General features: G+C 71.9%; 23 protein-coding genes. 12 read left to right on the forward strand and 11 right to left on the reverse strand.

The window, feature by feature from the left end; all coding sequences use genetic code 11:
- Nucleotides 1–224: 224 nt before the first annotated feature.
- Both ACP4E5_RS03615 and ACP4E5_RS03620 read left to right on the forward strand, forming a co-directional pair.
- A complete protein-coding gene (locus tag ACP4E5_RS03615; protein WP_425825230.1) occupies nucleotides 225–1,346 on the forward strand; it encodes a D-alanyl-D-alanine carboxypeptidase family protein in 1,122 nt (373 codons plus the stop codon).
- Nucleotides 1,346–1,993 carry a class F sortase gene (locus ACP4E5_RS03620; protein WP_425825231.1) on the forward strand — a complete coding sequence of 216 codons (648 nt, stop codon included), beginning with the start codon at nucleotides 1,346–1,348 and terminating at the stop codon, nucleotides 1,991–1,993. The genes ACP4E5_RS03615 and ACP4E5_RS03620 overlap by 1 nt, the downstream gene beginning before the upstream one ends.
- Before the next feature lie 32 nt (nucleotides 1,994–2,025).
- On the opposite strand, the gene ACP4E5_RS03625 is transcribed toward ACP4E5_RS03620, so the two are convergent.
- Nucleotides 2,026–2,385 (reverse strand): ArsR/SmtB family transcription factor, encoded by a 360-nt coding sequence (locus ACP4E5_RS03625; protein WP_425825232.1) that lies wholly within the window; start codon nucleotides 2,383–2,385, stop codon nucleotides 2,026–2,028.
- Nucleotides 2,386–2,534: 149 nt separating this feature from the next.
- Here ACP4E5_RS03625 and ACP4E5_RS03630 point away from each other — a divergent pair, with 149 nt between their 5' ends.
- The gene (locus ACP4E5_RS03630) at nucleotides 2,535–3,893 is read left to right on the forward strand and encodes an MFS transporter (protein ID WP_425841059.1); all 1,359 of its coding nucleotides are present in this window, start codon (nucleotides 2,535–2,537) and stop codon (nucleotides 3,891–3,893) included.
- A gap of 44 nt (nucleotides 3,894–3,937) precedes the next feature.
- Complete coding sequence (locus ACP4E5_RS03635) at nucleotides 3,938–5,137, forward strand: aminotransferase class V-fold PLP-dependent enzyme (RefSeq protein WP_425825233.1); 1,200 nt, start codon at nucleotides 3,938–3,940, stop codon at nucleotides 5,135–5,137.
- Here the strand turns inward: ACP4E5_RS03635 and ACP4E5_RS03640 are convergent.
- Complete coding sequence (locus ACP4E5_RS03640) at nucleotides 5,127–6,458, reverse strand: carboxypeptidase regulatory-like domain-containing protein (RefSeq protein WP_425825234.1); 1,332 nt, start codon at nucleotides 6,456–6,458, stop codon at nucleotides 5,127–5,129. The genes ACP4E5_RS03635 and ACP4E5_RS03640 overlap by 11 nt on opposite strands.
- A 53-nt stretch (nucleotides 6,459–6,511) precedes the next feature.
- Here ACP4E5_RS03640 and ACP4E5_RS03645 point away from each other — a divergent pair, with 53 nt between their 5' ends.
- Nucleotides 6,512–7,066, forward strand: a complete 555-nt coding sequence (locus tag ACP4E5_RS03645) for a TetR/AcrR family transcriptional regulator (protein WP_425825235.1) — start codon at nucleotides 6,512–6,514, stop codon at nucleotides 7,064–7,066.
- 182 nt (nucleotides 7,067–7,248) lie between these two features.
- On the opposite strand, the gene ACP4E5_RS03650 is transcribed toward ACP4E5_RS03645, so the two are convergent.
- Entirely contained in the window at nucleotides 7,249–7,599 is a 351-nt protein-coding gene (locus ACP4E5_RS03650; protein ID WP_425841062.1) for an ANTAR domain-containing protein, read from the reverse strand.
- A gap of 228 nt (nucleotides 7,600–7,827) precedes the next feature.
- On the opposite strand from ACP4E5_RS03650, the gene ACP4E5_RS03655 reads away from it, so the two are divergent.
- The 3 genes from ACP4E5_RS03655 to ACP4E5_RS03665 all read left to right on the forward strand — a co-directional run bounded on the left by ACP4E5_RS03655 (nucleotide 7,828) and on the right by ACP4E5_RS03665 (nucleotide 10,665).
- A complete protein-coding gene (locus tag ACP4E5_RS03655) occupies nucleotides 7,828–8,994 on the forward strand; it encodes an acyl-CoA dehydrogenase family protein (RefSeq protein WP_425825236.1) in 1,167 nt (388 codons plus the stop codon).
- 3 nt (nucleotides 8,995–8,997) lie between these two features.
- Nucleotides 8,998–9,735, forward strand: coding sequence for a FadR/GntR family transcriptional regulator (locus tag ACP4E5_RS03660; protein WP_425825237.1), 738 nt, complete (start codon nucleotides 8,998–9,000; stop codon nucleotides 9,733–9,735).
- A 123-nt stretch (nucleotides 9,736–9,858) separates the two neighbouring features.
- Nucleotides 9,859–10,665 (forward strand): SDR family NAD(P)-dependent oxidoreductase, encoded by an 807-nt coding sequence (locus ACP4E5_RS03665; RefSeq protein WP_425825238.1) that lies wholly within the window; start codon nucleotides 9,859–9,861, stop codon nucleotides 10,663–10,665.
- 27 nt (nucleotides 10,666–10,692) lie between these two features.
- On the opposite strand, the gene ACP4E5_RS03670 is transcribed toward ACP4E5_RS03665, so the two are convergent.
- Genes ACP4E5_RS03670 through ACP4E5_RS03700 form a run of 7 tightly spaced genes read right to left on the reverse strand, consistent with a single transcriptional unit; the run spans nucleotide 10,693 to nucleotide 18,935 of the window.
- Nucleotides 10,693–11,736, reverse strand: coding sequence for a CaiB/BaiF CoA transferase family protein (locus ACP4E5_RS03670; RefSeq protein WP_425825239.1), 1,044 nt, complete (start codon nucleotides 11,734–11,736; stop codon nucleotides 10,693–10,695).
- Nucleotides 11,733–12,689 carry an LLM class F420-dependent oxidoreductase gene (locus ACP4E5_RS03675; RefSeq protein WP_425825240.1) on the reverse strand — a complete coding sequence of 319 codons (957 nt, stop codon included), beginning with the start codon at nucleotides 12,687–12,689 and terminating at the stop codon, nucleotides 11,733–11,735. Before ACP4E5_RS03675 ends, ACP4E5_RS03670 begins: the two co-directional genes overlap by 4 nt.
- Before the next feature lie 10 nt (nucleotides 12,690–12,699).
- The gene (locus ACP4E5_RS03680) at nucleotides 12,700–13,095 is read right to left on the reverse strand and encodes a cobalamin B12-binding domain-containing protein (protein WP_425825241.1); all 396 of its coding nucleotides are present in this window, start codon (nucleotides 13,093–13,095) and stop codon (nucleotides 12,700–12,702) included.
- On the reverse strand, nucleotides 13,095–14,678 hold the full coding sequence (locus tag ACP4E5_RS03685; RefSeq protein WP_425825242.1) for a methylmalonyl-CoA mutase family protein: 1,584 nt from the start codon (nucleotides 14,676–14,678) through the stop codon (nucleotides 13,095–13,097). The genes ACP4E5_RS03680 and ACP4E5_RS03685 overlap by 1 nt, the downstream gene beginning before the upstream one ends.
- Nucleotides 14,675–16,138 carry a FadD3 family acyl-CoA ligase gene (locus tag ACP4E5_RS03690; RefSeq protein ID WP_425841064.1) on the reverse strand — a complete coding sequence of 488 codons (1,464 nt, stop codon included), beginning with the start codon at nucleotides 16,136–16,138 and terminating at the stop codon, nucleotides 14,675–14,677. The genes ACP4E5_RS03685 and ACP4E5_RS03690 overlap by 4 nt, the downstream gene beginning before the upstream one ends.
- Nucleotides 16,139–16,155: 17 nt before the next feature.
- On the reverse strand, nucleotides 16,156–17,337 hold the full coding sequence (locus ACP4E5_RS03695) for an amidohydrolase family protein (RefSeq protein ID WP_425825243.1): 1,182 nt from the start codon (nucleotides 17,335–17,337) through the stop codon (nucleotides 16,156–16,158).
- A 35-nt stretch (nucleotides 17,338–17,372) separates the two neighbouring features.
- A complete protein-coding gene (locus ACP4E5_RS03700; RefSeq protein WP_425825244.1) occupies nucleotides 17,373–18,935 on the reverse strand; it encodes an AMP-binding protein in 1,563 nt (520 codons plus the stop codon).
- A 138-nt stretch (nucleotides 18,936–19,073) separates the two neighbouring features.
- Between ACP4E5_RS03700 and ACP4E5_RS03705 the strand changes: the two genes are divergently transcribed.
- On the forward strand, nucleotides 19,074–19,814 hold the full coding sequence (locus ACP4E5_RS03705) for an enoyl-CoA hydratase/isomerase family protein (protein ID WP_425825245.1): 741 nt from the start codon (nucleotides 19,074–19,076) through the stop codon (nucleotides 19,812–19,814).
- An 87-nt stretch (nucleotides 19,815–19,901) separates the two neighbouring features.
- Here ACP4E5_RS03705 and ACP4E5_RS03710 read toward each other — a convergent pair whose 3' ends face one another.
- Nucleotides 19,902–21,356, reverse strand: coding sequence for an MFS transporter (locus ACP4E5_RS03710; protein WP_425825246.1), 1,455 nt, complete (start codon nucleotides 21,354–21,356; stop codon nucleotides 19,902–19,904).
- 127 nt (nucleotides 21,357–21,483) lie between these two features.
- Between ACP4E5_RS03710 and ACP4E5_RS03715 the strand changes: the two genes are divergently transcribed.
- From ACP4E5_RS03715 to ACP4E5_RS03725, 3 genes are all read left to right on the forward strand, one after another.
- A complete protein-coding gene (locus tag ACP4E5_RS03715; RefSeq protein ID WP_425825247.1) occupies nucleotides 21,484–21,936 on the forward strand; it encodes a MarR family winged helix-turn-helix transcriptional regulator in 453 nt (150 codons plus the stop codon).
- Between the two features lie 121 nt (nucleotides 21,937–22,057).
- Entirely contained in the window at nucleotides 22,058–22,720 is a 663-nt protein-coding gene (locus ACP4E5_RS03720) for a TetR/AcrR family transcriptional regulator (protein WP_425825248.1), read from the forward strand.
- Nucleotides 22,721–22,790: 70 nt separating this feature from the next.
- Nucleotides 22,791–23,858, forward strand: coding sequence for an NAD(P)H-dependent amine dehydrogenase family protein (locus tag ACP4E5_RS03725; RefSeq protein WP_425825249.1), 1,068 nt, complete (start codon nucleotides 22,791–22,793; stop codon nucleotides 23,856–23,858).
- The last annotated feature ends 2 nt before the right edge of the window (nucleotides 23,859–23,860 follow it).

The raw sequence follows: 23,860 nt of genomic DNA on the forward strand, positions 1-23,860 counted from the left end.
GGTGGCCACCTCCACCGTCGTGTCATTCCAGCGTACGTACGTCACGTTCGTGACCCGCCCGGCTCGGCGGGGAGGATCACGGCCGCCCCGATCGGAGCGGCCGTCACCCGAACAGCGTATTTCCGCGCGCCGACGCCCGCACCTCGGGCGGGCGTCCCCCGTGTGCGGCGGCCGTATGGCGTACGTGGAGCGCGGTCGCGCCGGGCCGGTTCTACGTTTCCGGCATGGCGTCTATCCTCCGCTTTCGCCCTGCCCTCGGCAGGGCCGTTGTCTCCTGCGGCGTGTGCGCGGCGGTGTCCGCGGGCACCGTCGGCCCCGCCTGCGCCGATCCGCCGGTGCCGGACCCGCCCGCGCCGCCGTCCCTCTCCGCGCTGTCGTGGGAGGTCATGGACGCGCGCACCGGGGACGTCCTCGCCTCGAAGGCGCCGCACCGCAGGCTGCCGCCCGCGAGCACGCTCAAGACCCTGTTCGCCCTGACCGTGCTGCCGAAGCTGCCCCAGAGCGAGGTGCACCGGGCCACGTACGGGGATCTCTCCGACGTGTCCGAAGGCAGCAGTCTCGTCGGGGTCGACGAGGGGCACCGGTACACGGTCGCCGACCTGTGGCGCGGCGTGTTCCTCAGCTCCGGCAACGACGCCGTGCACACGCTCGCCCACATGAACGGCGGCGTCCCCCGCACGGTCGCGCAGATGCAGGCGACCGCCCGCCGGATCGGCGCCCGCGACACCCAGGTCCGCTCCCCCGACGGCTATGACACGAGCGGCCAGTTCTCCTCGGCCCACGATCTGGCGCTGATCGCCAGGGAGGGCCTCAAGAACCGCGACTTCCGGCATTACATGGCGACGAAGTCGGCGCGCTTCCCTGCGGCCGGCGGCCCGCGGGCGTTCGGCATCGAGAACACCAACCGGCTCCTCGTGGGCTCGCACGGGGTGGAGCCCTATCCGGGCCTGATCGGCGTCAAGAACGGCTACACGTCCAAGGCCGGCTGCACCCTGGTCTCCGCCGCGACCCACGGGGGGCGCACGGTCGTCGTGACCGTCATGAACCCGCAGGACGGGGACTTCAACGCGGTCTACGAGGAGAGCCGCGCGCTGCTCGACTGGGGCGCGCAGGCGGCTCCGCTGCACGCACGACAGGCGGCGGCGACCCGGCGCCCGTCGGCTCCGCAGCAGTTGGCGGCGGCCGCTCCGGCGCCCGCGCCCGCCACCGGCGCCGAGCCTGACGACGCGTCGGGCGGACTGGGCCGGCACCTGGGCGCGGCGGCCGGGCTGCTCGCTCTGGCCTGTGCGCCCGTGCTCGTCGGCAGGCGGCTGCGCCGGCGACGGCACGGGGCCGGGGTCCGCTGATGCCTGCGATAGCCGGGTCCCCGCCCGCGGTGCGGCGTCGGCGCCCCACGTGGTCCTTCCTCGCGGCGACGCTGCTCGCGGGGGTGCTGCTGGTGCACCACGGGATGTCCGGTGACGGTCCGCCGCAGCCCGAGCCGGGCGCCGCGAAGCTCGGCACCGACACGCCGCCCGCCGACCCGCTGCCCGCCGCCGTCCCCCAGCGCATCCGCATCCCCGAGATCGGTGTGAACGCGCCGCTGACGCGGGTCGGCCGGGACGCGGAGGGCTGGCTGGACGCCCCGCCGCCGGACAGGGCGAATCTGGCGGGCTGGTTCCCGGGGGCGGTCACGCCCGGGGAGCGCGGCACGGCGATCGTCGACGGGCACGTCGACAACGCCGAGGGCCGCGCCGTCTTCTACGGTCTCGGCGCGCTCAAGAAGGGCGAGCACATCGAGATCGACCGCGCCGACGGGAAGACGGCCGTCTTCGAGATCCACGGCATCGACGTCGTCGACAAGAAGCACTTCCCGTCCCGCCGGGTCTACGGCGGCACGGGCCTGCCCGAGCTCCGCGTCATCACCTGCGGCGGCACGTACAGCAAGAGCACCGGGTACGCGGGGAACGTCGTCCTGTACGGGCTGCTCACCTCGGTCCGCGAACGCGCATGAGTGCCGCGGAGGCGCCCTCTCCGTAGAGCCGACTAATCGTGCGGGGCCTCCCCCGTCACCCGATGGTCCGCGTGGCTCAGCGCCTCCGTCACCAGGCGCCGCAGGTGCCCGTCAGCGAGGCGGTAGTGCATGTGGCGCCCTTCGCGGCGCGCCTCGACCAGGCCCGCGAGCCGCAGCTTCGCCAGGTGCTGGCTGACGGCTGTGCGCGATGCCGCGACACGGTCGGCGAGCGAGCCCACGTCCGACTCCTCCAGGGCGAGCAGCCACAGCACGTGCAGCCGGGTCGCGTCCGACAGGAGGGCGAACACCCTTGTCGCCTCGGCGAGTCGGGCGGCGTCGGGCTCGCGCGGGTGCGCGGGGACCGCTGTGGGGGTGGGGTCGCTTGCGGGCATGGCCTCAGCCTAGAGCCCCCTCTCCCGGCCTGGGGCTCCTGCCATGGAGCCCTTGCGCGGACGGCACAACCGGCGGGAACATGCTCGTCATGTGCGCAGGTGCGCACATGACGAGTAATCTGCCGGTGCAGCCTTCGGGAGGGGCCCGCATGCTCACGGTTCTGCGCCATCGCACCTACCGCCGCCTGTTCGGCGCCCAGGTCGTCGCCCTCGTCGGCACCGGCCTCGCCACCGTCGCGCTCGGTCTCCTGGCGTACGACATCGCGGGCGCGGACGCCGGCGCCGTACTCGGCACGGCGCTCGCGATCAAGATGACGGCGTACGTGCTCGTCGCACCGCTCGTCGGGGCCGTCGCCGAACGACTGCCGCGCCGCGCGGTGATGGTGGGCTCCGACCTGCTGCGGGCCTCCGTGGCGCTGCTGCTGCCCTTCGTGGACCAGGTGTGGCAGGTCTACGTCCTGGTGTTCGTGCTGCAGTCCGCGTCGGCCGTCTTCACGCCCACCTTCCAGGCGCTGATCCCGGAGGTGCTGCCGGGCGAACGGGACTACACGCGCGCGTTGTCGCTCGCCCGGCTCGCGTACGACATGGAGAGCCTGTTCAGTCCGGCGCTGGCCGCGGCACTGTTGTCCGTGCTCTCGTACCACCGCCTGTTCACGGGAACGGTGGTCGGCTTCCTCGCCTCGGCCGCGCTCGTGCTCTCGGCGACGCTGCCCGAGCGTGTCCACGCGCCTGCGCGCGCGGGTGGCGTGTTCGCCAGGGCGACGGCCGGGACGCGCCTCTTCCTCGCACTCCCGCAGCTGCGGGGCCTGCTGGCGCTGAACCTGGCCGTGGCGGCGGCGAGCGCGCTGGTGACCGTCAACTCCGTCGTCTACGTACGGGACTTCCTGGGCCTGTCGTCGGGCGCGGTGCCGCTGGCGCTCGGGGCGTACGGGGCCGGGTCGATGGCGGTGGCGCTCGTGGTGCCGCGGATCCTTGAGCGGGTGGGTGAACGGGCGGTGATGGTGCGCGGGGCGCTGACGCTGGGCGGCGTGTTCGCCGGCGTCGGGGTCATCACGGCGGCGCACACCGGGAGTTGGCGGGTGCCCGCGCTGCTCGCCGCGTGGGCGGCGTTCGGTGGCGCGTGCTCGATGGTGCTCACGCCGGCCGGCCGGCTGGTCCGGCGGGCCGCGCCGGAGCGGGACCGTGCGGCGGCGTTCGCCGCGCAGTTCTCCCTCTCGCACGCGTGCTGGCTGCTCACGTATCCGCTGGCGGGGTGGCTGGGCGCGTGGGCCGGTCTCGGCGCGGCCGTGGCCGGGCTCGGGGTGGTGGCGGTGGGCGCCGGGGTCGCGGCGGCGCGGTTGTGGCCCGTGGCGGTGGACGGCTCGGTCCCGGAGGTGGAGCACGAGCACGCGGGGCTCGCCGCGGACCATCCGCATGTGCGCGGCGCCGTGCGGATCGCGGGCGGTTGGCGGCACAGCCATCGGCGGTTCGGTGACGCCCTGCACGCGACCCCGCACGCGACCCGCTGAGCCGGTCGTCGGGCACGCGGCGCCGAGCAGGCACCATGCTGCCCATGGGACTTCACGAACAGCAGGCGCGTGACGAACAACAGGGGCGACACCAACAGCAAGGGCTTCGCGAACCGCAGGGGCTTCACGAGCGATACGGGCTCACGCGATTGATCAACGCCCGGGGGCCGTTCACGCCGACCGGTGTCTCGCGCAGTGACGAGCCGGTCGGGCGCGCGGTCGCGGAGGCGCTGGGCGGCTTCTTCGTCATGGAGGAGCTGCACGACCTCGCCGACCGTACCCTCGCACGCGCCACCGGCGCGGCGGCCGGAACGGTCGTGCACTGCACGTCGTCCGCGATCACGCTGTCCGTCGCGGCCGCGATGACGGGCGAATCGGCGGAGCGGATCGCCTCGCTGCCGGACACCGGTGGGCTGCCCGCGCGCGTGGTGCTGCCGGCGGGCCACGCCATCGACTACGGGCACCCGCTGGTCCAGGACATCCGTCTCGCGGGCGGGACACCCGTCCTGTCGGGCTCCGACGCCGCCTGCACGCTGGACGAGTTGGAGAAGGACCTGGCGCATCCCGGCACCGCGTGTCTCGTGCTGGTGTCGTCGCGGCTCACGCGCGGGGCGCGGATCCCGGTCGCCGAGGCCGTCGCGGCGGCGCACCGGCGCGGGGTGCCGGCGATCATCGACGGGGCCGCGCAGTCCTTCCGGGTCGGTGAACTCCTCGGCACCGGCGCGGATCTCGTCCTCGTCAGCGGCCAGAAGTACCTGGGCGGCCCGACCGCGGGCCTGGTGCTCGGCCGCGCCGGGGCCGTCCGGGCCGTGCGGGCGCAGGGCAAGGGAATCGGCCGGGCGATGAAGGCGAGCAAGGAGGCGATCGTGGGCACGCTCGCCGCGCTGGAGGCACGGCAGGAGCTTGACGTGTCCGTGTGGAAGCGTCAGCAGGAGGAGAAGGTCGCGCGTTTCGTCGCCCGCGCGGGCGCGCTGCCCGGCCTCACCGCACACCCCGTCCCCGACCCGACCGGCCTGCCGTTCCCCCGCGCGGCGCTGCGGGTCGACGCGGCACGTGCCGGGCTCGACGCGCCGGCCCTCGCGGACGCGCTCAGGGCCGGGGACCCGCAGATCTGGCTCTACACGGACCGCCAGGACGACGACGAGCTGGCCCTGGAACTCGTACCGCTGTCGGACGAGGAGGTCGACGTGGTCCTGAGCAGGGTCACCGAGATCGTTGGCGCGGGGGCCGGCCTCATCGGCTGACCAGGGCGCCGTCCCGTGCGCGCAGCGTGAAGTCCGCGGTGGCGGGGGCTCCTTGGCGTACGAGGATGCGCTGTGCCTCGGGGTGTCTGCCGGGGGCCGACGCCACCAGGCTGAGGTGGTCCTCGGGCAGGCCCGCCACCGCGTAGCGGCCCTGGTCGTCGGTGAACGTGGAGACCAGTTGGCGTCCGCGGCCGTCGAGGACGACGACGGCGGCGCCCCGCACCGGTGTGTGCTGTGCGTCGCCGACCACGCCGGTCAGGGCGGGGACCGGTTCGCCGAAGTGGTGGCGCTGGGCGGGCAGCGCGGTGGGCACGGGGGTCTCGGCGGCGGGGTCGTCGACCGGGGGCGCTTCGGGCGAGGCCGCGCGCCGGTGTCGCGCGTGGTCGAGGCCGAGCAGGGCGAGGCCCGCCACGATCCAGCCGCACAGGACGAGGATCGGCTTGAGGGTCCCTGCCCCGTCGAAGTACAGCACTCCGCGCAGCGCGTCGACGGCGTTGGCGAGCGGCATCACGGCGTGCACGCCCTGGAAGAACTCCGGCAGCAGCGGGGCGGGCACCGCTCCCCCGCTGGTCGGGATCGACATCACGATGAACAGCGTCATGCCGACAGCGGGCAGGAACTGCCGGGTGAACGGCGCGAGCCCGGAGGCGGCCGTAGCGACCGCCGTGCTGAGGAGGAAGGCCACGCCGAGGACGGCCGGATGCGCGTCGAAGTAGCCGAGCCCGACGCCGACCCCGTAGCCGACGAGGCTGAACACGGCGGCGACGGCCGCGATGGCCAGGAGCTTGCGGCGCCGGTCGAGGCCGACGGCCCGCAGCAGCGTCGTGGCAAGGATGTACGCGGGGATGTTCCAGGCGATGGCGAAGTACAGGACCGTCGAGCCGAGCAGGTCCTTCCGCGCGGTCGGTGCGACGTCCCGGACGGTCGGGGCGCCGCCCGCGAGCCCGCCGAAGGCCCCGGTGAGGGTCTGCTCCAGGGAGGCGCCGTTGCCCTTGGCGACGTACAGGACGGGGCGGTGCCCGGTGACGTATCCGGCGAAGGCATCGCGGTCGAGGACCGCCTGGCGGGCCTCGCGGGCGGTGTCCACGGGGGTCACGTCGAAGCCGTCGGGGTACCGCGCGCGCAGCTCGCCCTCGACCCGGTCCGCCGAACCCGCCACGACGACCTCGACGTGGTGCGGCTTCGGGGCGTGCAGGGCCGGGGCGAAGAAGCAGAGGACGCCGAGGAAGAGGACGGCGGGGAACCAGGCCGCCTCGGCGAACGCCTTGACGACGGCGCCGCGCGGGCGTTCGTAGATGTACCGATCGGAACAGGAATCCATGATGAATGGACGATACATGTACCGTCCGGTACGTTCAAAGGGTGCCCCGAACCGTGAACACCGAGAAGCGCGCCGAGCTGCTCGGCCAGGTGGTGGCGTACGTGCAGCGCCACGGCCTCGCGCACCTGTCGCTCGCTCCGCTCGCCGTCGAGATCGGCACCACGAAGCGGATGCTGCTGTACTACTTCGGCAGCCGCGAGCACCTGATCGCGCGCGCCCTCGCCGCGAGTCGGCCCGACGCCCACGCGCTGTTCGACCCGGTCGAGGACGTCGAGGCGCTGCGCGGCTCGGCCCGCGCGCTGTGGACGGCGATCACGGTGGGCGAGCAGGCCGGGCCGATCCGGATGCTGCTCCAGCTGCTGAGCCTCGCGGCGACCGACCCGGATCAGTACGGGGAGTTGGCCCGCGAGACCGTCGCGTTCATGGTCGATCCGATCGCGGACGCGTATGTCCGCCTCGGCCACCCGGGGCCCGCGGCGCGCGAGCGGGCGACCCTGCTCGTGTCCGGGCTGCGCGGCCTGTGCCAGGACCGGCTGGTGACGGGCGACGCGCCCCGTACCGACGCGGCGGCCCGACGCCTCATCGACGCGGCGGTGTCCCCCGCGTGAAGCACGCGCGTGACCGGGCGGGCCAGCACTCGTGAAGATTCCGGGCACATTTGCGTTAGTGAGCGGGCCTGCGTGTTACCCCGAGGGGTGAAGCGGTCAATGCTGGCCGTGGCGGGTTCGGCAGTGAGCCCGCACCCGCTTCTCGGTGGGAGCCTTCGCGGCCCGGGCCGGGGAGCGGGGTCTCAGTGCGGTTCCGGCGTGACCCCCGCCGCCGCTCCCCCGCCCCGCATCGCGAGCTGACGCTCCAGCTCGGCGCGGATCACCGGGTCGAGTTCGCGAGTGCGTGGCCAGGCGACCAGCCACCGGGCGACGAGGCGGACCTTGGTGTTGGTGTGCATCGAGGTCTCGCGCAGCACGTCCCAGGCCTCGGCCGGCGTGCCGCCACCCACCGCGATCACGACTCCGATGGCCTGGTCGACCTCGGCGTGCGAGGTCACGGCCTCCTTCAACTGCTGTACTTGCGCCTCGAGTTCGCTGGACCGCTCGCCCCCCTCACAGGCAGCGTCCGCTGCGCGGCGGCGAGCCGGGAGCATCACGGTGTACCTCCAAGTGCCGTACTGGGGGCAGAGAACCCCCAGTTGGCTTCTACCACTCCTGCCCGGCCCCACGCGCGGCAACCCTCCCCTCGCGTATGCCCTGTCGCGTATGCGCGCGACAGTTGACCGAAGCGGCCCTCTGTACGGGTCGGCGCGGCATCAAGTACGTTCACCTTTCGGTCTGACCTTTTGTCGGATGCGAAGCCGTCACGGAGGTGTGCGCACGTGGACTTCCAGCTCACCGAGGACCAGGAGACGATCCGCAAGGCCGTCGCGGGGCTGCTCCGCGACTTCGACGACGCGTACTGGAGCGCCAAGGACCAACAGCACGAATTCCCCGAGGAGTTCTACGCCGCCGTGGCCGGGGGCGGCTGGCTGGGCCTGACGATCCCGGAGGAGTACGGCGGCCACGGGCTCGGGATCACCGAGGCCACACTGCTGCTCGAGGAGGTGGCGCGCTCGGGCGGCGGCATGAACGCGGCGAGCGCCATCCACCTGAACATCTTCGGGATGCATCCCGTGGTCGTGCACGGCTCGGACGAACTCAAGCGGCGCACCCTCCCCCGCGTCGCCACCGGCGATCTCCACGTCTGCTTCGGTGTGACCGAGCCGGAGGCGGGGCTCGACACCACGCGGATCACCACGTTCGCGCGCCGCGAGGGCGAGCACTACATCGTCGACGGCCGCAAGGTGTGGATCTCCAAGGCCATGGAGTCGGAGAAGATCCTGCTCCTGACCCGCACCACGCGTGCGGACGACGTGGCGAAGAAGACGGACGGCATGACGCTGTTCCTCACCGACCTCGACCGTGCGCACGTCGACATCCGCCCCATCGCGAAGATGGGCCGCAACGCCGTGACCTCCAACGAGCTGTTCATCGACGGGCTGCGGGTGCCCGTCGCGGACCGGGTCGGCGAAGAGGGCCAGGGCTTCAAGTACATCCTCGACGGGCTCAATCCGGAGCGGATGCTGATCGCCGCCGAGGCACTGGGCATCGGCCGTGTGGCGCTGGAGCGCGCGGTCAAGTACGGCAATGAACGGGAGGTGTTCGGGCGGCCGATCGGCGTGAACCAGGGCCTCCAGTTCCCGCTCGCCGACTCCCTCGCCCGGCTCGACGCCGCCGAGCTGATGCTGCGCAAGGCGACGTGGCTGTACGACAACGGGCGCCCGTGCGGCCGCGAGGCGAACACCGCCAAGTACCTGTGCGCGGACGCCGGTTTCGACGCCGCCGACCGGGCGCTGCAGACGCACGGCGGCATGGGGTACGCGGAGGAGTACGCGGTCGCCCGCTTCTTCCGGGAGGCGCGTCTGATGAAGATCGCGCCGGTCAGCCAGGAGATGATCCTCAACTATCTGGGCTCGCACACCCTCGGCCTGCCGAGGAGCTACTGAGCCGTGGCCGCCGGGAAGCTGTTCGCGCCCATCGCCGTCCCGAAGGCGGCCGATGTCCTCGCCGCCGACATCCGGGAACGCATCCTCTCCGGCGGGCTGCCGGAGGGCTCGATGCTGCCGCCGGAGCGGGAGTTGGTGGAGCAGACGGGTCTGAGCCGCGCCACGGTGCGCGAGGCGCTGCGCATCCTTCAGGTGGAGCGGCTGTTGCGGATCCGGCCGGGGCGGGGCGGCGGCGCGTTCGTGCACCGCCCCGATCACGCCTCGCTGGCGGGCGCGGTCGAGCTGGTGATCCGGGGCCAGCACCTCCGCCTCGACGCGCTGCACGAGACGAGGGAGGCCGTCGAACCCGCCTGCGCCGCGCTCGCCGCGGTCCGTCGCACGGAGGACGACCTCGCCCAACTGGATGTAGCCCACGCGGCGTTGACGTCAGCGGATGACGTCCCCCGCTTCCTGCGCGCCAATGTTCGCTGGCACACGGCGGTGGCGCGCGCGTCGGGCAACGAACTCCTCATCGGCCTCATGACGGCCCTCGGCGACGCGATCTACGCCGCCACCGACATCGAGTGCTTCCTGGACGACGACATCCGCCGCCTCACCGCGCGGGCCCACGCGCGGACCACCGAGTCGATCCGGGCCCGGGACGAGGCGGGGGCCAAGCGGCGGATGGAACGCCATGTGTGTGCGTTCGCGCGGGCGGCGGGTAGGGTCGATCGGCGGGAGGGCGTCGAGTTGGAGGGGTGAAGGGCCGCCCTCGATACCGTCTCCGCCATCTCTGCACCGGAGCCTGCTCGACACTTCGATCGCCGTCCGGCCGGCCCGAACGGCCCGCCGCGCCGCGAAGTAGCCTCAAGCGAAGGGGACACCATGCAGATTCCCGTACCTGATGTCTCGAACCGGTCCATCTCCGATCTGATCTCGCTGGCCGGCCGGCGCGCCGTCGTGACCGGCGCGGGCCAGGGCCTCGGGCGGGCCATCGCCCACCGGCTGTCCGAGGCGGGCGCGGACGTGGCGGTCACCGACATCGACGAGCGACTCGCCGTAGCCGCCGCCGGAACGCTGCCGGGGCGCGCCCTGCCCCTCCAGCTGGACGTCACCGACGAGGACAGCGTGTCCGCTGCCGCCGACAGCGCGGTGCGGGAGTGGGGCGGGATCGACATCTGGGTCAACAACGCGGGCGTCTTCCCCGCGCTTCCCGCCCTGGAGATGTCCGCGAAGGTCTTCGACGAGGTGTTCGCCGTGAACGCGCGGGGCACCTTCCTCGGCACGCGGGAGGCCGCACGCCGGATGAGCGAGGCGGGGCACGGGGGCGTGGTCGTCAACGTCGTGTCCACCGCCGGATTCCGGGGGACGGCACCGGGGCTCGCCGCGTACGTCGGGTCGAAGCACGCGAACCGCGGGCTCACCCGTCAACTCGCCCTGGAGTTCGCCCCCATGGGCATCCGGGTGCTCGGTGTCGCCCCGACGTACGTTCCCACCGAGGGCAGTCTCGCGGCCGTCGGAGGCGCGGACTCGGCCGAGGCCGCGCACCTGTTGTCCGTGATGCAGCCGAGCACGCTGGGCCGGCTCGGTGTCCCCGACGACATCGCCCGCGTCGTGCTGTTCTGCGCGAGCGATCTGGCGGCCTTCATGACGGGGAGCACCGTCCTCGCGGATGCCGGCGACACGGCCTGACCACCGCCGTGGTGGCCGTGGTGGCCGTCACCCGCCGTGCTCCCCCAGGCGCGGCGGCGCCCCGTACGACGGCTCGTATCCGGAGACCCTGACGGGGCTGGCGACCAGCCGGAAGTCGCCCGCCTCGATCACCGCGCCCGGCGTGCGTTCCAGGGCCTCGGGCAGCGTGCGGACCGCGGCGGCCGGCACGTGCAGGGGCCGCAGCCGCGCCTCCCAGCGCTCCGCCGAGTCCCCCGCGAGGGCCTTCGTGACGGCCGCGATCACGTCGTCCCTGTGCGCCGCCCGGCCCGCCATGGTGGCGAAGGCGGGCTCGTCGATTCCGGCCTCGGCGGCGAAGGACCGCCAGAAGCCGTCGTGCGTGACGAACAGCGCCAAGTGGCCCTCGGCGGTGGGGAACAGCTGGGCCGGTACGTAGTAGGCGTGGGCGCCGCCCGGTGTGCGGCGGGGGACGGTGCCCTCGTTGAGGTAGGCGGCGGCGCGGTAGTTGAGCTGGGAGAGCATGACGTCGCGCAGGCTCACGTCGACCTGTCCGCCGCGCCCCGACACGATCTGCGCGAGGAGCCCCAACGCCGCGGTCATTCCGGCCGAGTTGTCGGCCGACGAGTAGCCGGGCAGCGTCGGGGGGCCTTCCGGGTCGCCGGTCAGGGCGGCGATGCCGGTGGCGGCCTGGACGACGTAGTCGAAGGCGGGGGCGTCGCCCGCGCCCATGCCGTAGCCGGTGAGGGCGACGCAGACGAGACGGTCGTTGTACGCCTTGAGGTCGTCGTACGTCAGCCCGCAGCGCCGGATCGCCGACGGCTTGAGGTTCACGAGCAACGCGTCGGCGTCACGGACGAGTTGATGCAACCGCTCCTGACCCGCGTCCGTCGTCAGGTCCACCCGGATGCTGCGTTTCCCGCGGTTGAGGCTCGCGAAGTACGCGTCGGACACCTGCCGGGACAGGTCGCCGCCGGGCGGCTCCAGCTTGGTGACCTCCGCGCCCAGGTCGGCCAGGAGCATCGTCGCGTAGGGGCCCGCGAGGATGTGCCCGACCTCCAGGACGCGGATACCGGCCAGCGGTCCGGGGTTCACCGCAGCTCCGCGGCGATGTCGGCCACCGTCTCGCGGGTGCGGCGCTTGGACGCGACCAGCTCCTCGCGGCCCTCCCCGATGGGCAGGAGCCGTACGGACAGGTCCGTCACGCCCGCGTCCGCGAACCGCTGGAAGCGCGCTTTGATGGCCGCCTCGTCGCCTGCCGCGCACAGGTCGCCGATGTCGCGGGCGTCGCCGTACTCCAGCAGGCGCTGGTAGTTGGGCGAGATCTCGGCCTCGCCGAGGATCCGGTTGGCGCGCTCGCGCGCGGCGTCCACCTCGTTCGGCCGGCACAGGCACACGGGGACGCCGGCGACGACGCGCGGCGCGGGGCGTCCGGCCTCCTGGGCGGCCTTGGTGATGCGGGGCACGACGTGGTCGGCGACGGAGCGTTCGTCGGCCATCCAGAGCACCGTTCCGTCGGCCCGCTCCCCCGCGATACGGAGCATGACCGGGCCGAGCGCGGCGAGCAGGACGGGCAGCGGAGCGACCGGGGTCAGGCCGAGCGGGTTGTGGACGGTGAAGGTGTCGTTCTCGACGTCGACCGAACTCGGCCCGCCGACCGCCGTGTTGAGGACGTCCAGGTAGTCGCGCGTGTAGGCGGCGGGTTTCTCGTAGGGCAGGCCGAGCATGTCGCGCACGATCCAGTGGTGCGAGGCACCCACCCCGAGCGCGAGCCGCCCCTGCGCCGCCGCATGTACGGAGAGTGCCTGGCGGGCCAGCGCGATGGGGTGCTGGGTGTGCACGGGGACGACGGCGGTGCCCAGTTCGATGTGTGAGGTCACGGAGCCCATCAGCGCGATGGCGGTCAACGCGTCGAAGTCCGTGGGTACTTGAGGCACCCACACCGTGTCGAATCCGGCCTCCTCGGCCCACCGCGCGTCGTCGATCATGCGGGCGGCCTTGCGCGCGCTGTCGCCCCGCTCGGGGCCTGACATCACTCCGATACGCATACGGGGCTCCTCACGAACGGTCTGCGGTCAGCTTGCGGATGTCGGCCACGATGTGGTCGAGCGGTGTGCCGGTCGGGTGGACGGCGGTGGCGCCCGCCTTCTTCAGGCGGCGGATGTCCGCGGCCGGGATGGAGCCGCCCACGACCACCGCGATGTCCTCGGCGTGCGCGGCCCGCAGCGCCTCGACGGTGCGGGCGGTCAGCGCGATGTGGGCGCCGGAGAGGATGCTCAGGCCGACCACGGCCACGTCCTCCTGCACGGCGGTCGCGGCGATGTCGGTGACACGCTGCCGGATTCCGGTGAACACGACCTCGAAGCCGGCGTCGCGCAGCGCCCGCGCGACGATCTTCGCGCCGCGGTCGTGCCCGTCCAGTCCGGGCTTGGCGATGAGCACACGGGCGCCCATCAGAACACCACCGGCTGCCGGAACTCGCCCCACACCTCGCGCAGCACGTCGGACATCTCGCCGACGGTGCAGTACGCGGCGGCGCAGTCGACGAGCGGCCCCATGAGGTTGACGTCCGGGACGTCGGCGGCGCGCCTCAACTCCCCGAGCGTGCGCCGCACTTCGGACGCGCTCCGCTCGTGCTTCACCTGGGCGAGCCGCTTCAGCTGCCGCTCCCGGCCCTCGGCGTCGAGTTCGTACGTGGCGAGGTCGGGCGGCGCCTCGTCCGCCGTGAACCGGTTCACGCCGACGACGGGCCTGGTGCCCGACTCGATGTCCTGGTGGGCCCGGTACGCCTCGTCGGCGATGAGCCCCTGCAAGTAGCCGTCCTCGATGGCCCGGACCATGCCGCCGTGCCGCTCCAGGTCGTCCATGATCTCGACGACGCGCTCCTCGGTGGCGTCCGTGAGGGCTTCCACGAAGTACGAACCTCCCAGCGGGTCGGCGACCGCGCCGGCGCCGGTCTCGTAGGCGAGGACCTGCTGGGTGCGCAGCGCGAGCGTCGCGGACTCCTCGCTGGGCAGCGCGAACGGCTCGTCCCAGGCCGCGGTGAACATGGACTGCACGCCGCCGAGGACGGAGGCGAGCGCCTCGTAGGCGACGCGTACGGTGTTGTTGCGGGCCTGCGGCGCGTACAGCGAGGCCCCTCCGGCGACGCAGCCGAAGCGGAACATGCACGCCTTGTCGGTCTCGGCGCCGAAGCGTTCGCGCACGATGGTCGCCCAACGCCTGCGCCCGGCGCGGTACTTGGCGATCTCCTCGAAGAAATCGCCGTGTGTGTAGAAGAAGAAGGAGATCTGCGGGGCGAACTGATCGATCGTCATGCGGCCGCGTTCGATGACCGTCTCGCAGTACGTCACCCCGTCGGCGAGCGTGAACGCCATCTCCTGGACGGCGTTGGCCCCGGCGTCGCGGAAGTGGGCGCCGGCGACGGAGATGGCGTTGAAGCGCGGGACCTGCTCGGCGCAGAACTCGATGGTGTCGGCGATCAGGCGCAGCGAGGGCTCGGGCGGCCAGATCCAGGTGCCGCGCGAGGCGTACTCCTTGAGGATGTCGTTCTGGATCGTGCCGGTGAGCTTGGCGCGCGGGATGCCGCGCTTCTCGGCTGCCGCGACGTACAGGGCGAGCAGGATCGCGGCCGTGCCGTTGATGGTGAAGCTGGTGCTGATCCGGTCGAGCGGGAGGCGTTCGAAGAGCAGCTCGACGTCGGCGAGGCTGTCCACCGCGACGCCGACCCGGCCGACCTCGTCGCCGTACTCCGGGTCGTCGGAGTCGTAGCCGCACTGGGTGGGCAGGTCGAGCGCGACGGACAGGCCCGTCGAGCCCTGGTCGAGGAGGTAGCGGTAGCGGCGGTTGGACTCCTCCGCGGTGCCGAAGCCGGAGTACTGGCGGCGGGTCCACAGGCGGCCGCGGTATCCGGTCGGGTAGTTGCCGCGGGTGAAGGGGTACGTGCCGGGGTCCGGCGGTGTGTCGGGAACGTCGGCCGGGGTGTAGACGGGTTTGAGGGGGAGGCCGGACGGGGTGTGCACGGGGTCGTCTGTCATGCGCGTCGTGGCTCCTGCTCCTGCGGCTCGGAGGTCAGTCGGTCCTTGAGGACCTTGCCGGTGGCGCCCAGCGGGAGGGCCTCGCGGAACTCGATGTGCCGGGGCACCTTGAACCCGGCCATGCGTTCGCGGCTCCAGGCGATGAGTTCGTCGGCGCTCACCTGCTCGCGGGCCACCACGAACGCCTTGCCGACCTGTCCCATGCGGGCGTCGGGCACGCCGATGACGGCCGCCTGCGCCACCGCCGGGTGTTCGAGCAGGAAGCCCTCGATCTCGGCCGGGTAGGCGTTGAATCCGCCGACGATGAACATGTCCTTCTTGCGTCCGACGATCCTCAGCCGGCCCTCCGGGTCGAGCTCTCCCAGGTCGCCGGTGTGCAGCCAGCCGTCGGGGTCGACGGTCTCGGCGGTGGCGGCGGGGTCGTCGAGGTAGCCCTTCATCACGGCGTAGCCGCGCACGAGCACCTCGCCGTCGTCGGCGATCCGCACCTCGAAGCCCTCGCAGGGGCGGCCGACGGTGGTGGCTACGGCCTCGTACGGGTCGCCGGGGCGGGACGCGGTGACGGTGCCGGCCTCGGTCAGCCCGTAGCCGGTCATCAGGTGCTGGAAGGGCAGCTCGGTGGTGACCCGCCGCACCAGTTCGACCGGGATGTCGGCGGACCCGGTGACCGCGACGCGCAGGGAGGACAGGTCGCGCCCTGCCGGGGCGGCGAGGAGCGAGTGGTACAGGGTGGGCGGCCCCGGGAGGACGGTGACGCGTTCGCGTTCGACCAGGTCGAGCACCACGTCCGTGTCGAACACGGGGACCGGCAGCATGGTGGCGCCGCGCAGGAACGAGGCGACCAGGCCCGCCTTGTAGCCGAAGATGTGGAAGTACGGGTTGACCATGAGGTAGCGGTCGCCCTGACGGAGCCCGGCGAGTTCGCACCACTCGTCGTAGAGGCGCAGCGTCTGGCCGTGGGTGGTCATGACGCCCTTGGAGCGGCCCGTGGTCCCGGACGTGAACACGATGTCGGCGATGTCGTCCTCGTCCACGTCGCGCTCGAACGGCCTGCCCGAGGCGAGGAAGTCGGACGACACATCGACGACGGGGACGCCGTCGGGTCCGGTGAACTCCCGGTCCAGGAAGCCGTTCTGGACGAGCAGTGCCTTGGCTCCGCTGCGCCGCACGATGTCGTGCGCCTCGGCGTCCTTGAAGCGTGTGTTCACCGGGACGAGGACGCCGCCGGCCGCCGTGAGTCCGAACGCGGCGACGATCCATGCGGCGGAGTTGGGCGCCCACAGCGCCACCCGGTCGCCCTTGCGGATGCCGAGGCCGTGGGCGTACGCGCCGGCGGCGACCCGTATCCGATCGGCGAGTTCGCCGAAAGTGAGGCGCAGGTCGCCGTCGACGACTGCCTCCGCGTCGCCGAACCGGTCGGCGGCGGCGAGCGCCATCTCGGGGATGCTGCGCCACTTCATACCGCTGGCGGGAGCCGTCATGGCGCCATCAGACGGGCCAGGTTGCCGCCCATCACCTTGGCCTTGTCGCTCTCGTCGAGCTTGCCGAGGAAGTCGACGTAACTCACCGGGTCGGCGAGGCCCTCGGGGTGCGGGTAGTCGGAGCCGAACAGGACCCGCTCGATGCCGATGAGGTCACCGAGGGCGGCCATGTCCTCCTCCCAGAACGGGCTGATGTGGATGTGCCGCTTGAAGACCTCGACCGGGTCCTCCTGGAACTCGTGCGGCATCTTCTTGTACACGTCCGCGAGCCGGCCGAGCACGGGCTCCACCCACGACGCGCCCTGCTCGATCACCGCGACCTTCAGTACGGGGAACCGGGAGAGCATGCCGTGGCAGATCATCGAGGCCACCGCGTCCTCGACCGGCCGCCACTCCGCCACCTGCCGGAACGCGTTGGGCTTGAAGGGCAGGAACTCGCGGGTGCCGCCCTCCCAGTCGTTGGCGTACTCCGCGTAGCCGCTGTCGCTGGAGTGGAAGGTGACGAGCACCCCCAGGTCCTGCACGCGCTTCCAGAACGGGTCGAACTCGGGCAGCGCGAAGGAGCGCGTGACACCGCCGGGGCCCGGCACGGGTGCGGGGCGGACGAGAATCGCGCGGGCGCCGCGCTCCACCACCCAGTTCAGCTCCTCGATCGCCTTGTCCACGACCGGCAGGGTGATCACGGGGACGGTGAAGATGCGGTCCTTGTGGACGAAACCCCAGGTCTCGTGCAGCCACTCGTTCAGCGCGTGGATGACCGCGTGGATCAGCTCCGGGTCGTCCTTCATGCGCTCCTCGATGAGGCTCGCGAGCGTCGGGAACATCAGGGAGCGCTGGACGCCGAGGTCGTCCATGAGTTCCAGGCGGGGCCCCGGTTCCCGGAACGCCGGGACGGCGCGCATCGGTTCGCCGAAGATCTCCCGGCGGGTCTTGCCGTCGGGGTTGCCGACCCTGAAGTACTCCTCCATCGCGCCGGGCCGGGCGACGACGTCGAACGTCGGGTTCGGTATGTACTCGCTGATCCGCCCGCGGATCGCGATCTTCGTGCGGCCTCGGACGTCGACGTATTCGATGGCACCGTCGTACTGCTTCGGGAGGTGCTTCGTCAGCGCTTCCCGTGTCTCGTACAGGTGGTTGTCCGCGTCGAACAGCGGATAGGGCAGGGTGCGCGAAGGCATGGAATCCTCCTTAGCCGAATGCGAGAATACTATTCTCACCGAACGGACGAGGCAATGTCCCTCCGCAGCACGAACTTCTTCACCTTGCCGCTGGCGGTGCGCGGGAACTCCTCGATGCCGTGCACCTCCTCCGGCCACTTCTGCCGGGCGATCCCGGCGCCCTCGAAGTGCTTCCTCAACTCTGGCAGCTCCGGGACGGGTTGGCCGGGCAGCATGCGCAGCACGGCGGCCGCGTGCTCGCCGAGCCGGGCGTCGGGCGCGGCGATCACGGCCGCCTCCGCGACACCGGGCATGCCGAGCAGCACCTCCTCGACCTCCAGGGCGCTGATGTTCTCGCCGCCCCGGATGATCACGTCCGCCTTGCGGTCAGTGATGGACAGGCAGCCGTTCTCGTCGACCTCGCCGATGTCGCCTGTGCGGTACCAACCGTCGGCGTCGAAGACCGACTTGGTGAGTTCCGGGTCGGTGTAGCCGAGGCAGAGGTCGGGGCCGCGGGTGAGGATTTCGCCGTCCTCGTCGAGCCTCAGTTCCACGCCGTCCAGCGGGGTGCCGTCGGTGTGCAGCCGGACGCGGGCGGGCCCGTCGTGCGGGGCCCAGGTGACGGAGGGGTGCTCGGTCGAGCCGTAGGAGCGGAACGCCCTTATGCCGAGCCCTTCCAGACGGGTCGTCACGGCCGACGGGACGGCGGAGCCGCCGAGGCCCGCGTACTTGAGGCGGGCGATGTGCGCGGGGGTGCAGTCGGGGTGGTCGAGCAGGCTCGTCATGTAGTACGTCGCTCCCCCGCCGACGACCAGGTTCTCGTGGGCGATGAGGTCGAGCGCCTGCGCCGGGTCCCATACGTCGCCGAGGTTGATCGGTGAGCCGTCGAGCACCGGGATCAGGAACGCGTTGACCATGCCGATGAAGTGGCCGACGGGCGCCACCGTGAACTGCTTGCCGCGGTCCGGCGGGTAGGCGGCGGAGAGCTGGCGCGTCTCGCACAGCAGCGTCTGGTGGCTGTGCACCACACCCTTGGGGTCGCGGGTGGTGCCGGAGGTGAAGGCGATCAGGGCGGGGGCTGCCGGATCCGTGGGCAGGAATCCGTCCATCGGCTCGTCGGCGAGGAGATCGTCGAAGTCACGGCCCACCACGCCGACGACCGGGACGCCGGCGCTGAGTTCGGGGCGGAACTCCTGGCGGCCGAAACGCTCGGCGGCGAAGAAGGCGCTCGGCCGGGTGGAGCGCAGGATGTAGCCGACCTCCTTGGGGCCGTAGAAGTGCACGATCGGGACGACCACCGCACCGAGCAGCGCGGAGGCCCAGAACACGGCCGCCGCCTCACTCCAGTTGGGCAGCTGGAACGCGACGACGTCACCGGGCCCGACGCCGCGCTCGCGCAGCCCGGCCGCGAGCCGCCGCGCCGTGCGCTCCACGTCGCCGAAGGTTCCGGACCAGGGGCGTACCCGTGAGTGCACTCTGAACTCGGCGTCAGGGGCGTCACGCAGACGCTCCGTCAGGAGTTCGCCGAGGGTTTCTCTGGTCCACCAGCCCTCCGTCTCGTAGCGCCGGGTCAGCTCCGGTGGGATCGTCCTGAGCGCGGTGACCGGGATCGTCGGCATGGAAGAAACCAACCTCCTCATGGCATACACCTGAACGCACTGAGCACGTATGAGAATTGAACTCTCTCAGATCGAGAAGCTATGTTCCATACGTCGTACGCGACCACGGTCCGCGCTCATTCCTCTGGAGGGCTTCGCATGGTCGACCTCGAACTGGACGGTCCGCTCGCCGTCGTCACCATCGACCGCCCGCACGCACGCAACGCGATCGGGCTCGCCACGATGGACCGCCTGGAGAAGGTGCTGGACGCCGTCGCCGAGGCGGAGGCAGAGGGCGCGGCGCACGCGCTCGTCATCAAGGGGGCGGGCGAGAAGGCGTTCGTGTCGGGCGGTGACCTCAAGGAGCTCGCTGCGCTGCGCACCGAGGAGGCCGCGATGGAGATGGCGCTGCGGATGCGCGCGATCTGCGACCGCGTCGCCGCGTTCCCCGGCCCAGTGATCGCCGCGCTGAACGGCCACGCCTTCGGCGGCGGCGCCGAGTTCGCGCTCGCCGCGGACATCCGGATCGCCGCGGACGACGTACGCATCGCCTTCAACCAGGTGGCGCTGGCGATCATGCCGGCCTGGGGCGGCGCGGAGCGGCTCGCCGCGCTCGTCGGGCCGGGGCGGGCGCTGCTGCTCGCCGGGTCGGGGCAGGTCCTGAGCGCGCGGGAGGCCGAGCGGGAGGGGCTCGTGGACCGGGTGCTGCCGAGGGGCGGGTTCGAGGCGGGGTGGCGGGAGTTGGCGCACTCCCTCGCGCACCGGCCGGCCCGGTCGATCAAGCGCGTGACGCGACCGGGCGGCTGTCCCCCGCACGAGGCGGCCCGCGCCTTCGCGCGCCTGTGGGTCTCCGACGAGCACTGGGCCGCGGCGGAGCGGGTGATGTCCCGCGGGAAGTGAGGGGCCACCAGAGGCTCCACCGGTGGCATTGCCGCGGCGCACGGCGGGCCGCCACGAGGGCGGCCCCGCCGACCGGTCACTCGAAGGTCAGGCGCGGGCCGGCGTCCCGTCGGACACGGGCTGCTCCTCGCCCACCGGCTCGCCCTCACCCTTGCGCAGCGCCGGGATGAACGTCGCGACGGCGGCGGAGATCACGGCCACGCCGCAGCCGATCATCAGGCCGGTACGGAAACCGCCCTCGGACGGGATCGAGACGCCTCCCATGGTGACGGTCATCTGGGCGAGTACGACACCGATCACGGCGGAGCCGATCGTGGTGCCGAGCGAGCGCATCAGGGTGTTGAAGCCGTTGGCCGCGGCCGTCTCCGAGAGCGGCACGGAGCTCATGATCAGGGCGGGCATGGAGCCGTAGGCGAGGGCGACACCGCTGTTGATGATGATGCCGGCGAGCATGATGCCCCAGGCCGTCCCCATGAGCGGCAGCGCGGCGCCGTAGCCGAGGGCGATCACGAGAGCGCCGAGGATCAGCGCGAACTTCGGGCCGCGGGCGTTGATCAGCTTTCCGCCGAGCGGCGAGATGAGCATCATCATGACGCCGCCGGGCGCGATCCACAGACCGGCCGCCAGCATCGACTGGCCGAGGCCGAATCCGGTGGCCTCCGGGAACTGGAGCAGCTGGGGCGCGATCAGCATGAAGGAGTACATGCCGACGCCGATGAGAATCGAGGCGGCGTTGGTGAACAGCACCCGGGGACGGGCCGTGGTGCGCAGGTCGACCAGCGGCTCACGGGTGCGCAGTTCGTAGCGGCCCCACACGAGCAGGGAGACCACGGCGAGGGCGAGCAGGCCGAGCGTGGAGCCCGAACCCCAGCCCCAGTCGGCGCCCTTGGAGATGGCGAGCAGCAGCGAGACGAGACCGATGGCGAGGCCGATGGCGCCGGGGGCGTCGAAGCGCTGGCCCTTCGCGGCGGCCGGGACGTCCGGCACGATCGCGTAGATCATCGCGCCGATGGCCAGGGCGAGCACCGCCGAGCCCCAGAACAGGACGCGCCAGTTCGCGTACTGGGCGACGGCCGCCGCGATCGGCAGGCCTATCGCGCCGCCGATCCCCATGGACGCGCTGACGAGCGCGATGGAACCGCTGAGCTTCTCGGTCGGCACGACGTCGCGCAGCAGGGCGATGCCGAGCGGCACCATACCCATGCCCATGCCCTGGAGCCCGCGCCCGACGATCATCGGGACGACGGAGGAGGAGAGCGCGCAGACGACCGAGCCGATGATCAGCGGGACGACGCAGATCAGCATCATGCGTCGCTTGCCCACGAGGTCACCGAGGCGGCCGGACACCGGCACGCACACACCGGAGACGAGCAGGGTGACGGTGATCACCCACGCCGCGTTCGAGGACGAGGTGTCCAGGATCCGCGGAAGTTCGGCGATGAGCGGCGTCACCAGCGTCTGCATGATCGCGGCGACGGTGCCTGCGAGCGCGAGGGTGGCGACGATGGCGCCCGACCTACCGCTCGACTGGGGCGCATCCATGAAGGACTCCTCAATCTTTTCAGTGTGTGCAACGCTATGCATCATACACACGATATGTATCGTGCATATTGCGTGCGTGATGCACATAACACCCTGCGATACGGTCGACCCAGGAGGACGCACGTACATGAACAAGCCATCGCACCTGGTCGAGTTCGAGCACATGGTGCTGGGCCGACATCAGCTCGGCAACGAGAAGCGCCGCCGTCAGGCCGACCGCCTGGAGCGCAGCGCGTACATCATGCTCAGCCGGATCCAGGCACAGGGTCCGATGTCGATCGGCCAGCTCAGCGAGGCCTTCCTGCTCGACGCCTCCACCCTCAACCGGCAGACGGCGAGCGCGATGCGGTCCGGGCTCCTGGAGCGGATCCCCGACCCGGACGGCGGCATGGCCCGCAAGTTCCGGCTCACCGAGGAGGGTGAGCGGCGGCTCGTCGAAGAGCGCGAGACGCATGTCCAGGAACTCGACAAGGTCTTCGAGGACTGGCCGGCGGACGACGTCGAGACCTTCGCCCGCTATCTCCAGCGCTTCAACACCAGCATCGAGAGACTGAGCGGCCAGCCCTGGCCGCGCTCCTGAGGCATGGCGGGTGAGCATCGCGGGTGAGTATCTTGGGAGAATGACGTTCCCGCCGGCGCGGTAGCCGCTTCGGTAGGTGGAGGCCACCCGCTTCTCAACCGCGTCGAGTATCGTTCCGCAGATGAACGCCGTACCCGCAGAGCCCACTCCGCCCGTCTGGCGACAGCGCGCGATCGAGCGCTCCACCCGCGCGGCCAAGCTCCGCGCCGAGCAGCGGATCGAGCGCTTCCTCGAAGCGGCGCAGGAACTCATCGCCGCCAAGGGCACCACCGACTTCACCGTGCAGGAGGTCGTCGAGCGGTCGAAGCAGTCCTTGCGCAGCTTCTACCAGCACTTCGACGGCAAACACGAGCTGCTGCTCGCCCTGTTCGAGGACGCCCTGGGCCGCTCGGCCGACGAGATCCGCGCCGCCACGGCCACCAAGAAGAAGCCCCTGGACCGGCTGCGCGTCGCGGTGCACATGCTCTACGAGCAGTCGCTGCCGCGCCCCGGCCGGCAGAGCCCCCTGTTCACCGACTTCGCCATGCAACTCCTGGGGACCCACCCGGAGCAAGTGGCCACCGCGCACGTGCCGTTGCTCGACCTGTTCACCGAACTCGTCGAGGAGGCCGTGCAGTCGGGTGACGCGCAGGCCGGCAAGCCGCGGCGGGCGGCGTCCCTGGTGATGCAGACGGCGATGTTCACCGCACAGACCCCGGGCGTCCCCTCCGGCAGCACGTCGACGCAGGTCTCCGCCGAAGAGGTCTGGGAGTTCTGCCGGGGCGGGGTCTCCGGGAGGGCCTGACACCACACGTCCTGGATGACCCACCGTCGCGGCATTACGCTTCTCCCATCACGAGAGTACCGTTCTCGCCATGACGGAACCGGGACGCAAGTCGTCGTACCGCGTCGTCCAGTGGGCGACCGGCAACATCGGGAGTCGTACGCTGCGCGGGGCCGCCGAGCATCCCCGCCTCGAGGTCGTCGGCGTACTCGTGCACAGCGCGGACAAGTCGGGCCTGGACGCTGGTGAGTTGTGCGGGCTTGCGCCGCTGGGCGTGCGCGCCACCACCGAGCCGGCCGAGGTGCTCGCGCTCAAGCCGGACTGCGTGCTCTACACGCCGCGCGAGCTGGACGCCGACGCGGTGTGCGCGCTGCTGTCGGCCGGGATCAGCATCGTCGCCACCCGCACCGACTTCCACCACCCGGGCGCCATGGACCAGTCCCTGCGGCGACGGATCGAGGCCGCGTGCGCCGAGGGCGGCAGCAGCATCCACAGCACGGGCAGCAGCCCGGGCTTCGTCACCGAGGCGCTGCCGCTGGTGCTCGCGTCCGTGCAGCGGCGGCTCGACGGGCTGCTGATCGAGGAGTTCGCGGATCTGTCGCGGCGTCCTTCGCCCGGGCTGCTCTTCGACGTGATGGGGTTCGGCGGGCGGCACGACACGTTCGACGAGCGGCGGCTCGCTTCGCTGAAGGCGAGCTTCGCGCCGTCGCTGCGGGTGGTGGCCGACGCGCTCGAGCTGCCCGTCGAACGGGCCGAGGCGCGCGGCGAGTTCGCGTACGCCCTCGCGCCTACGACGATCGCCGCCGGGGTGCTGGAGGCCGGCTCGGTGGCGGCGCAGCGCGTCACGGTGGCGTGGCGGCAAGGGGGCCGCGACGTCCTGCGGTTCCGGGCGACCTGGTACTGCACGACGGAGCTCGACCGGCCCTGGGATCTGCGGGACACCGGGTGGCGGCTCACGGTCGACGGCGACGCCCCGCTCGACGTCTCGATCCGCTTCCCCGTCGCCCCAGAGAAGGCGGCCGCCACCTACCCCGCGTACACCGCCAACCGTGCGGTGAACGCGGTGCCTTGGGTGGTGGCGGCGGAGCCCGGGATCCGGACGACGGCGGAGCTGCCGCATGTGGTGTCGCCGTTCGCGGAAGGGTTCGCCGACGCGTGAGG

The organism is Streptomyces fractus (genome assembly GCF_049844455.1).
GTDB classification, from domain to species: domain Bacteria; phylum Actinomycetota; class Actinomycetes; order Streptomycetales; family Streptomycetaceae; genus Streptomyces; species Streptomyces fractus.

Coding starts and splice junctions, on each gene's coding strand:
- ACP4E5_RS03615 (WP_425825230.1), top strand. CDS start 225: ATGGCGTCTATCCTCCGCTTTCGCCCTGCCCTCGGCAGGGCCGTTGTC.
- ACP4E5_RS03620 (WP_425825231.1), top strand. CDS start 1,346: ATGCCTGCGATAGCCGGGTCCCCGCCCGCGGTGCGGCGTCGGCGCCCC.
- ACP4E5_RS03625 (WP_425825232.1), bottom strand. CDS start 2,385: ATGCCCGCAAGCGACCCCACCCCCACAGCGGTCCCCGCGCACCCGCGC.
- ACP4E5_RS03630 (WP_425841059.1), top strand. CDS start 2,535: ATGCTCACGGTTCTGCGCCATCGCACCTACCGCCGCCTGTTCGGCGCC.
- ACP4E5_RS03635 (WP_425825233.1), top strand. CDS start 3,938: ATGGGACTTCACGAACAGCAGGCGCGTGACGAACAACAGGGGCGACAC.
- ACP4E5_RS03640 (WP_425825234.1), bottom strand. CDS start 6,458: ATGGATTCCTGTTCCGATCGGTACATCTACGAACGCCCGCGCGGCGCC.
- ACP4E5_RS03650 (WP_425841062.1), bottom strand. CDS start 7,599: ATGCTCCCGGCTCGCCGCCGCGCAGCGGACGCTGCCTGTGAGGGGGGC.
- ACP4E5_RS03665 (WP_425825238.1), top strand. CDS start 9,859: ATGCAGATTCCCGTACCTGATGTCTCGAACCGGTCCATCTCCGATCTG.
- ACP4E5_RS03675 (WP_425825240.1), bottom strand. CDS start 12,689: ATGCGTATCGGAGTGATGTCAGGCCCCGAGCGGGGCGACAGCGCGCGC.
- ACP4E5_RS03680 (WP_425825241.1), bottom strand. CDS start 13,095: ATGGGCGCCCGTGTGCTCATCGCCAAGCCCGGACTGGACGGGCACGAC.
- ACP4E5_RS03685 (WP_425825242.1), bottom strand. CDS start 14,678: ATGACAGACGACCCCGTGCACACCCCGTCCGGCCTCCCCCTCAAACCC.
- ACP4E5_RS03690 (WP_425841064.1), bottom strand. CDS start 16,138: ATGAAGTGGCGCAGCATCCCCGAGATGGCGCTCGCCGCCGCCGACCGG.
- ACP4E5_RS03695 (WP_425825243.1), bottom strand. CDS start 17,337: ATGCCTTCGCGCACCCTGCCCTATCCGCTGTTCGACGCGGACAACCAC.
- ACP4E5_RS03700 (WP_425825244.1), bottom strand. CDS start 18,935: ATGCCGACGATCCCGGTCACCGCGCTCAGGACGATCCCACCGGAGCTG.
- ACP4E5_RS03705 (WP_425825245.1), top strand. CDS start 19,074: ATGGTCGACCTCGAACTGGACGGTCCGCTCGCCGTCGTCACCATCGAC.
- ACP4E5_RS03710 (WP_425825246.1), bottom strand. CDS start 21,356: ATGGATGCGCCCCAGTCGAGCGGTAGGTCGGGCGCCATCGTCGCCACC.
- ACP4E5_RS03715 (WP_425825247.1), top strand. CDS start 21,484: ATGAACAAGCCATCGCACCTGGTCGAGTTCGAGCACATGGTGCTGGGC.
- ACP4E5_RS03720 (WP_425825248.1), top strand. CDS start 22,058: ATGAACGCCGTACCCGCAGAGCCCACTCCGCCCGTCTGGCGACAGCGC.
- ACP4E5_RS03725 (WP_425825249.1), top strand. CDS start 22,791: ATGACGGAACCGGGACGCAAGTCGTCGTACCGCGTCGTCCAGTGGGCG.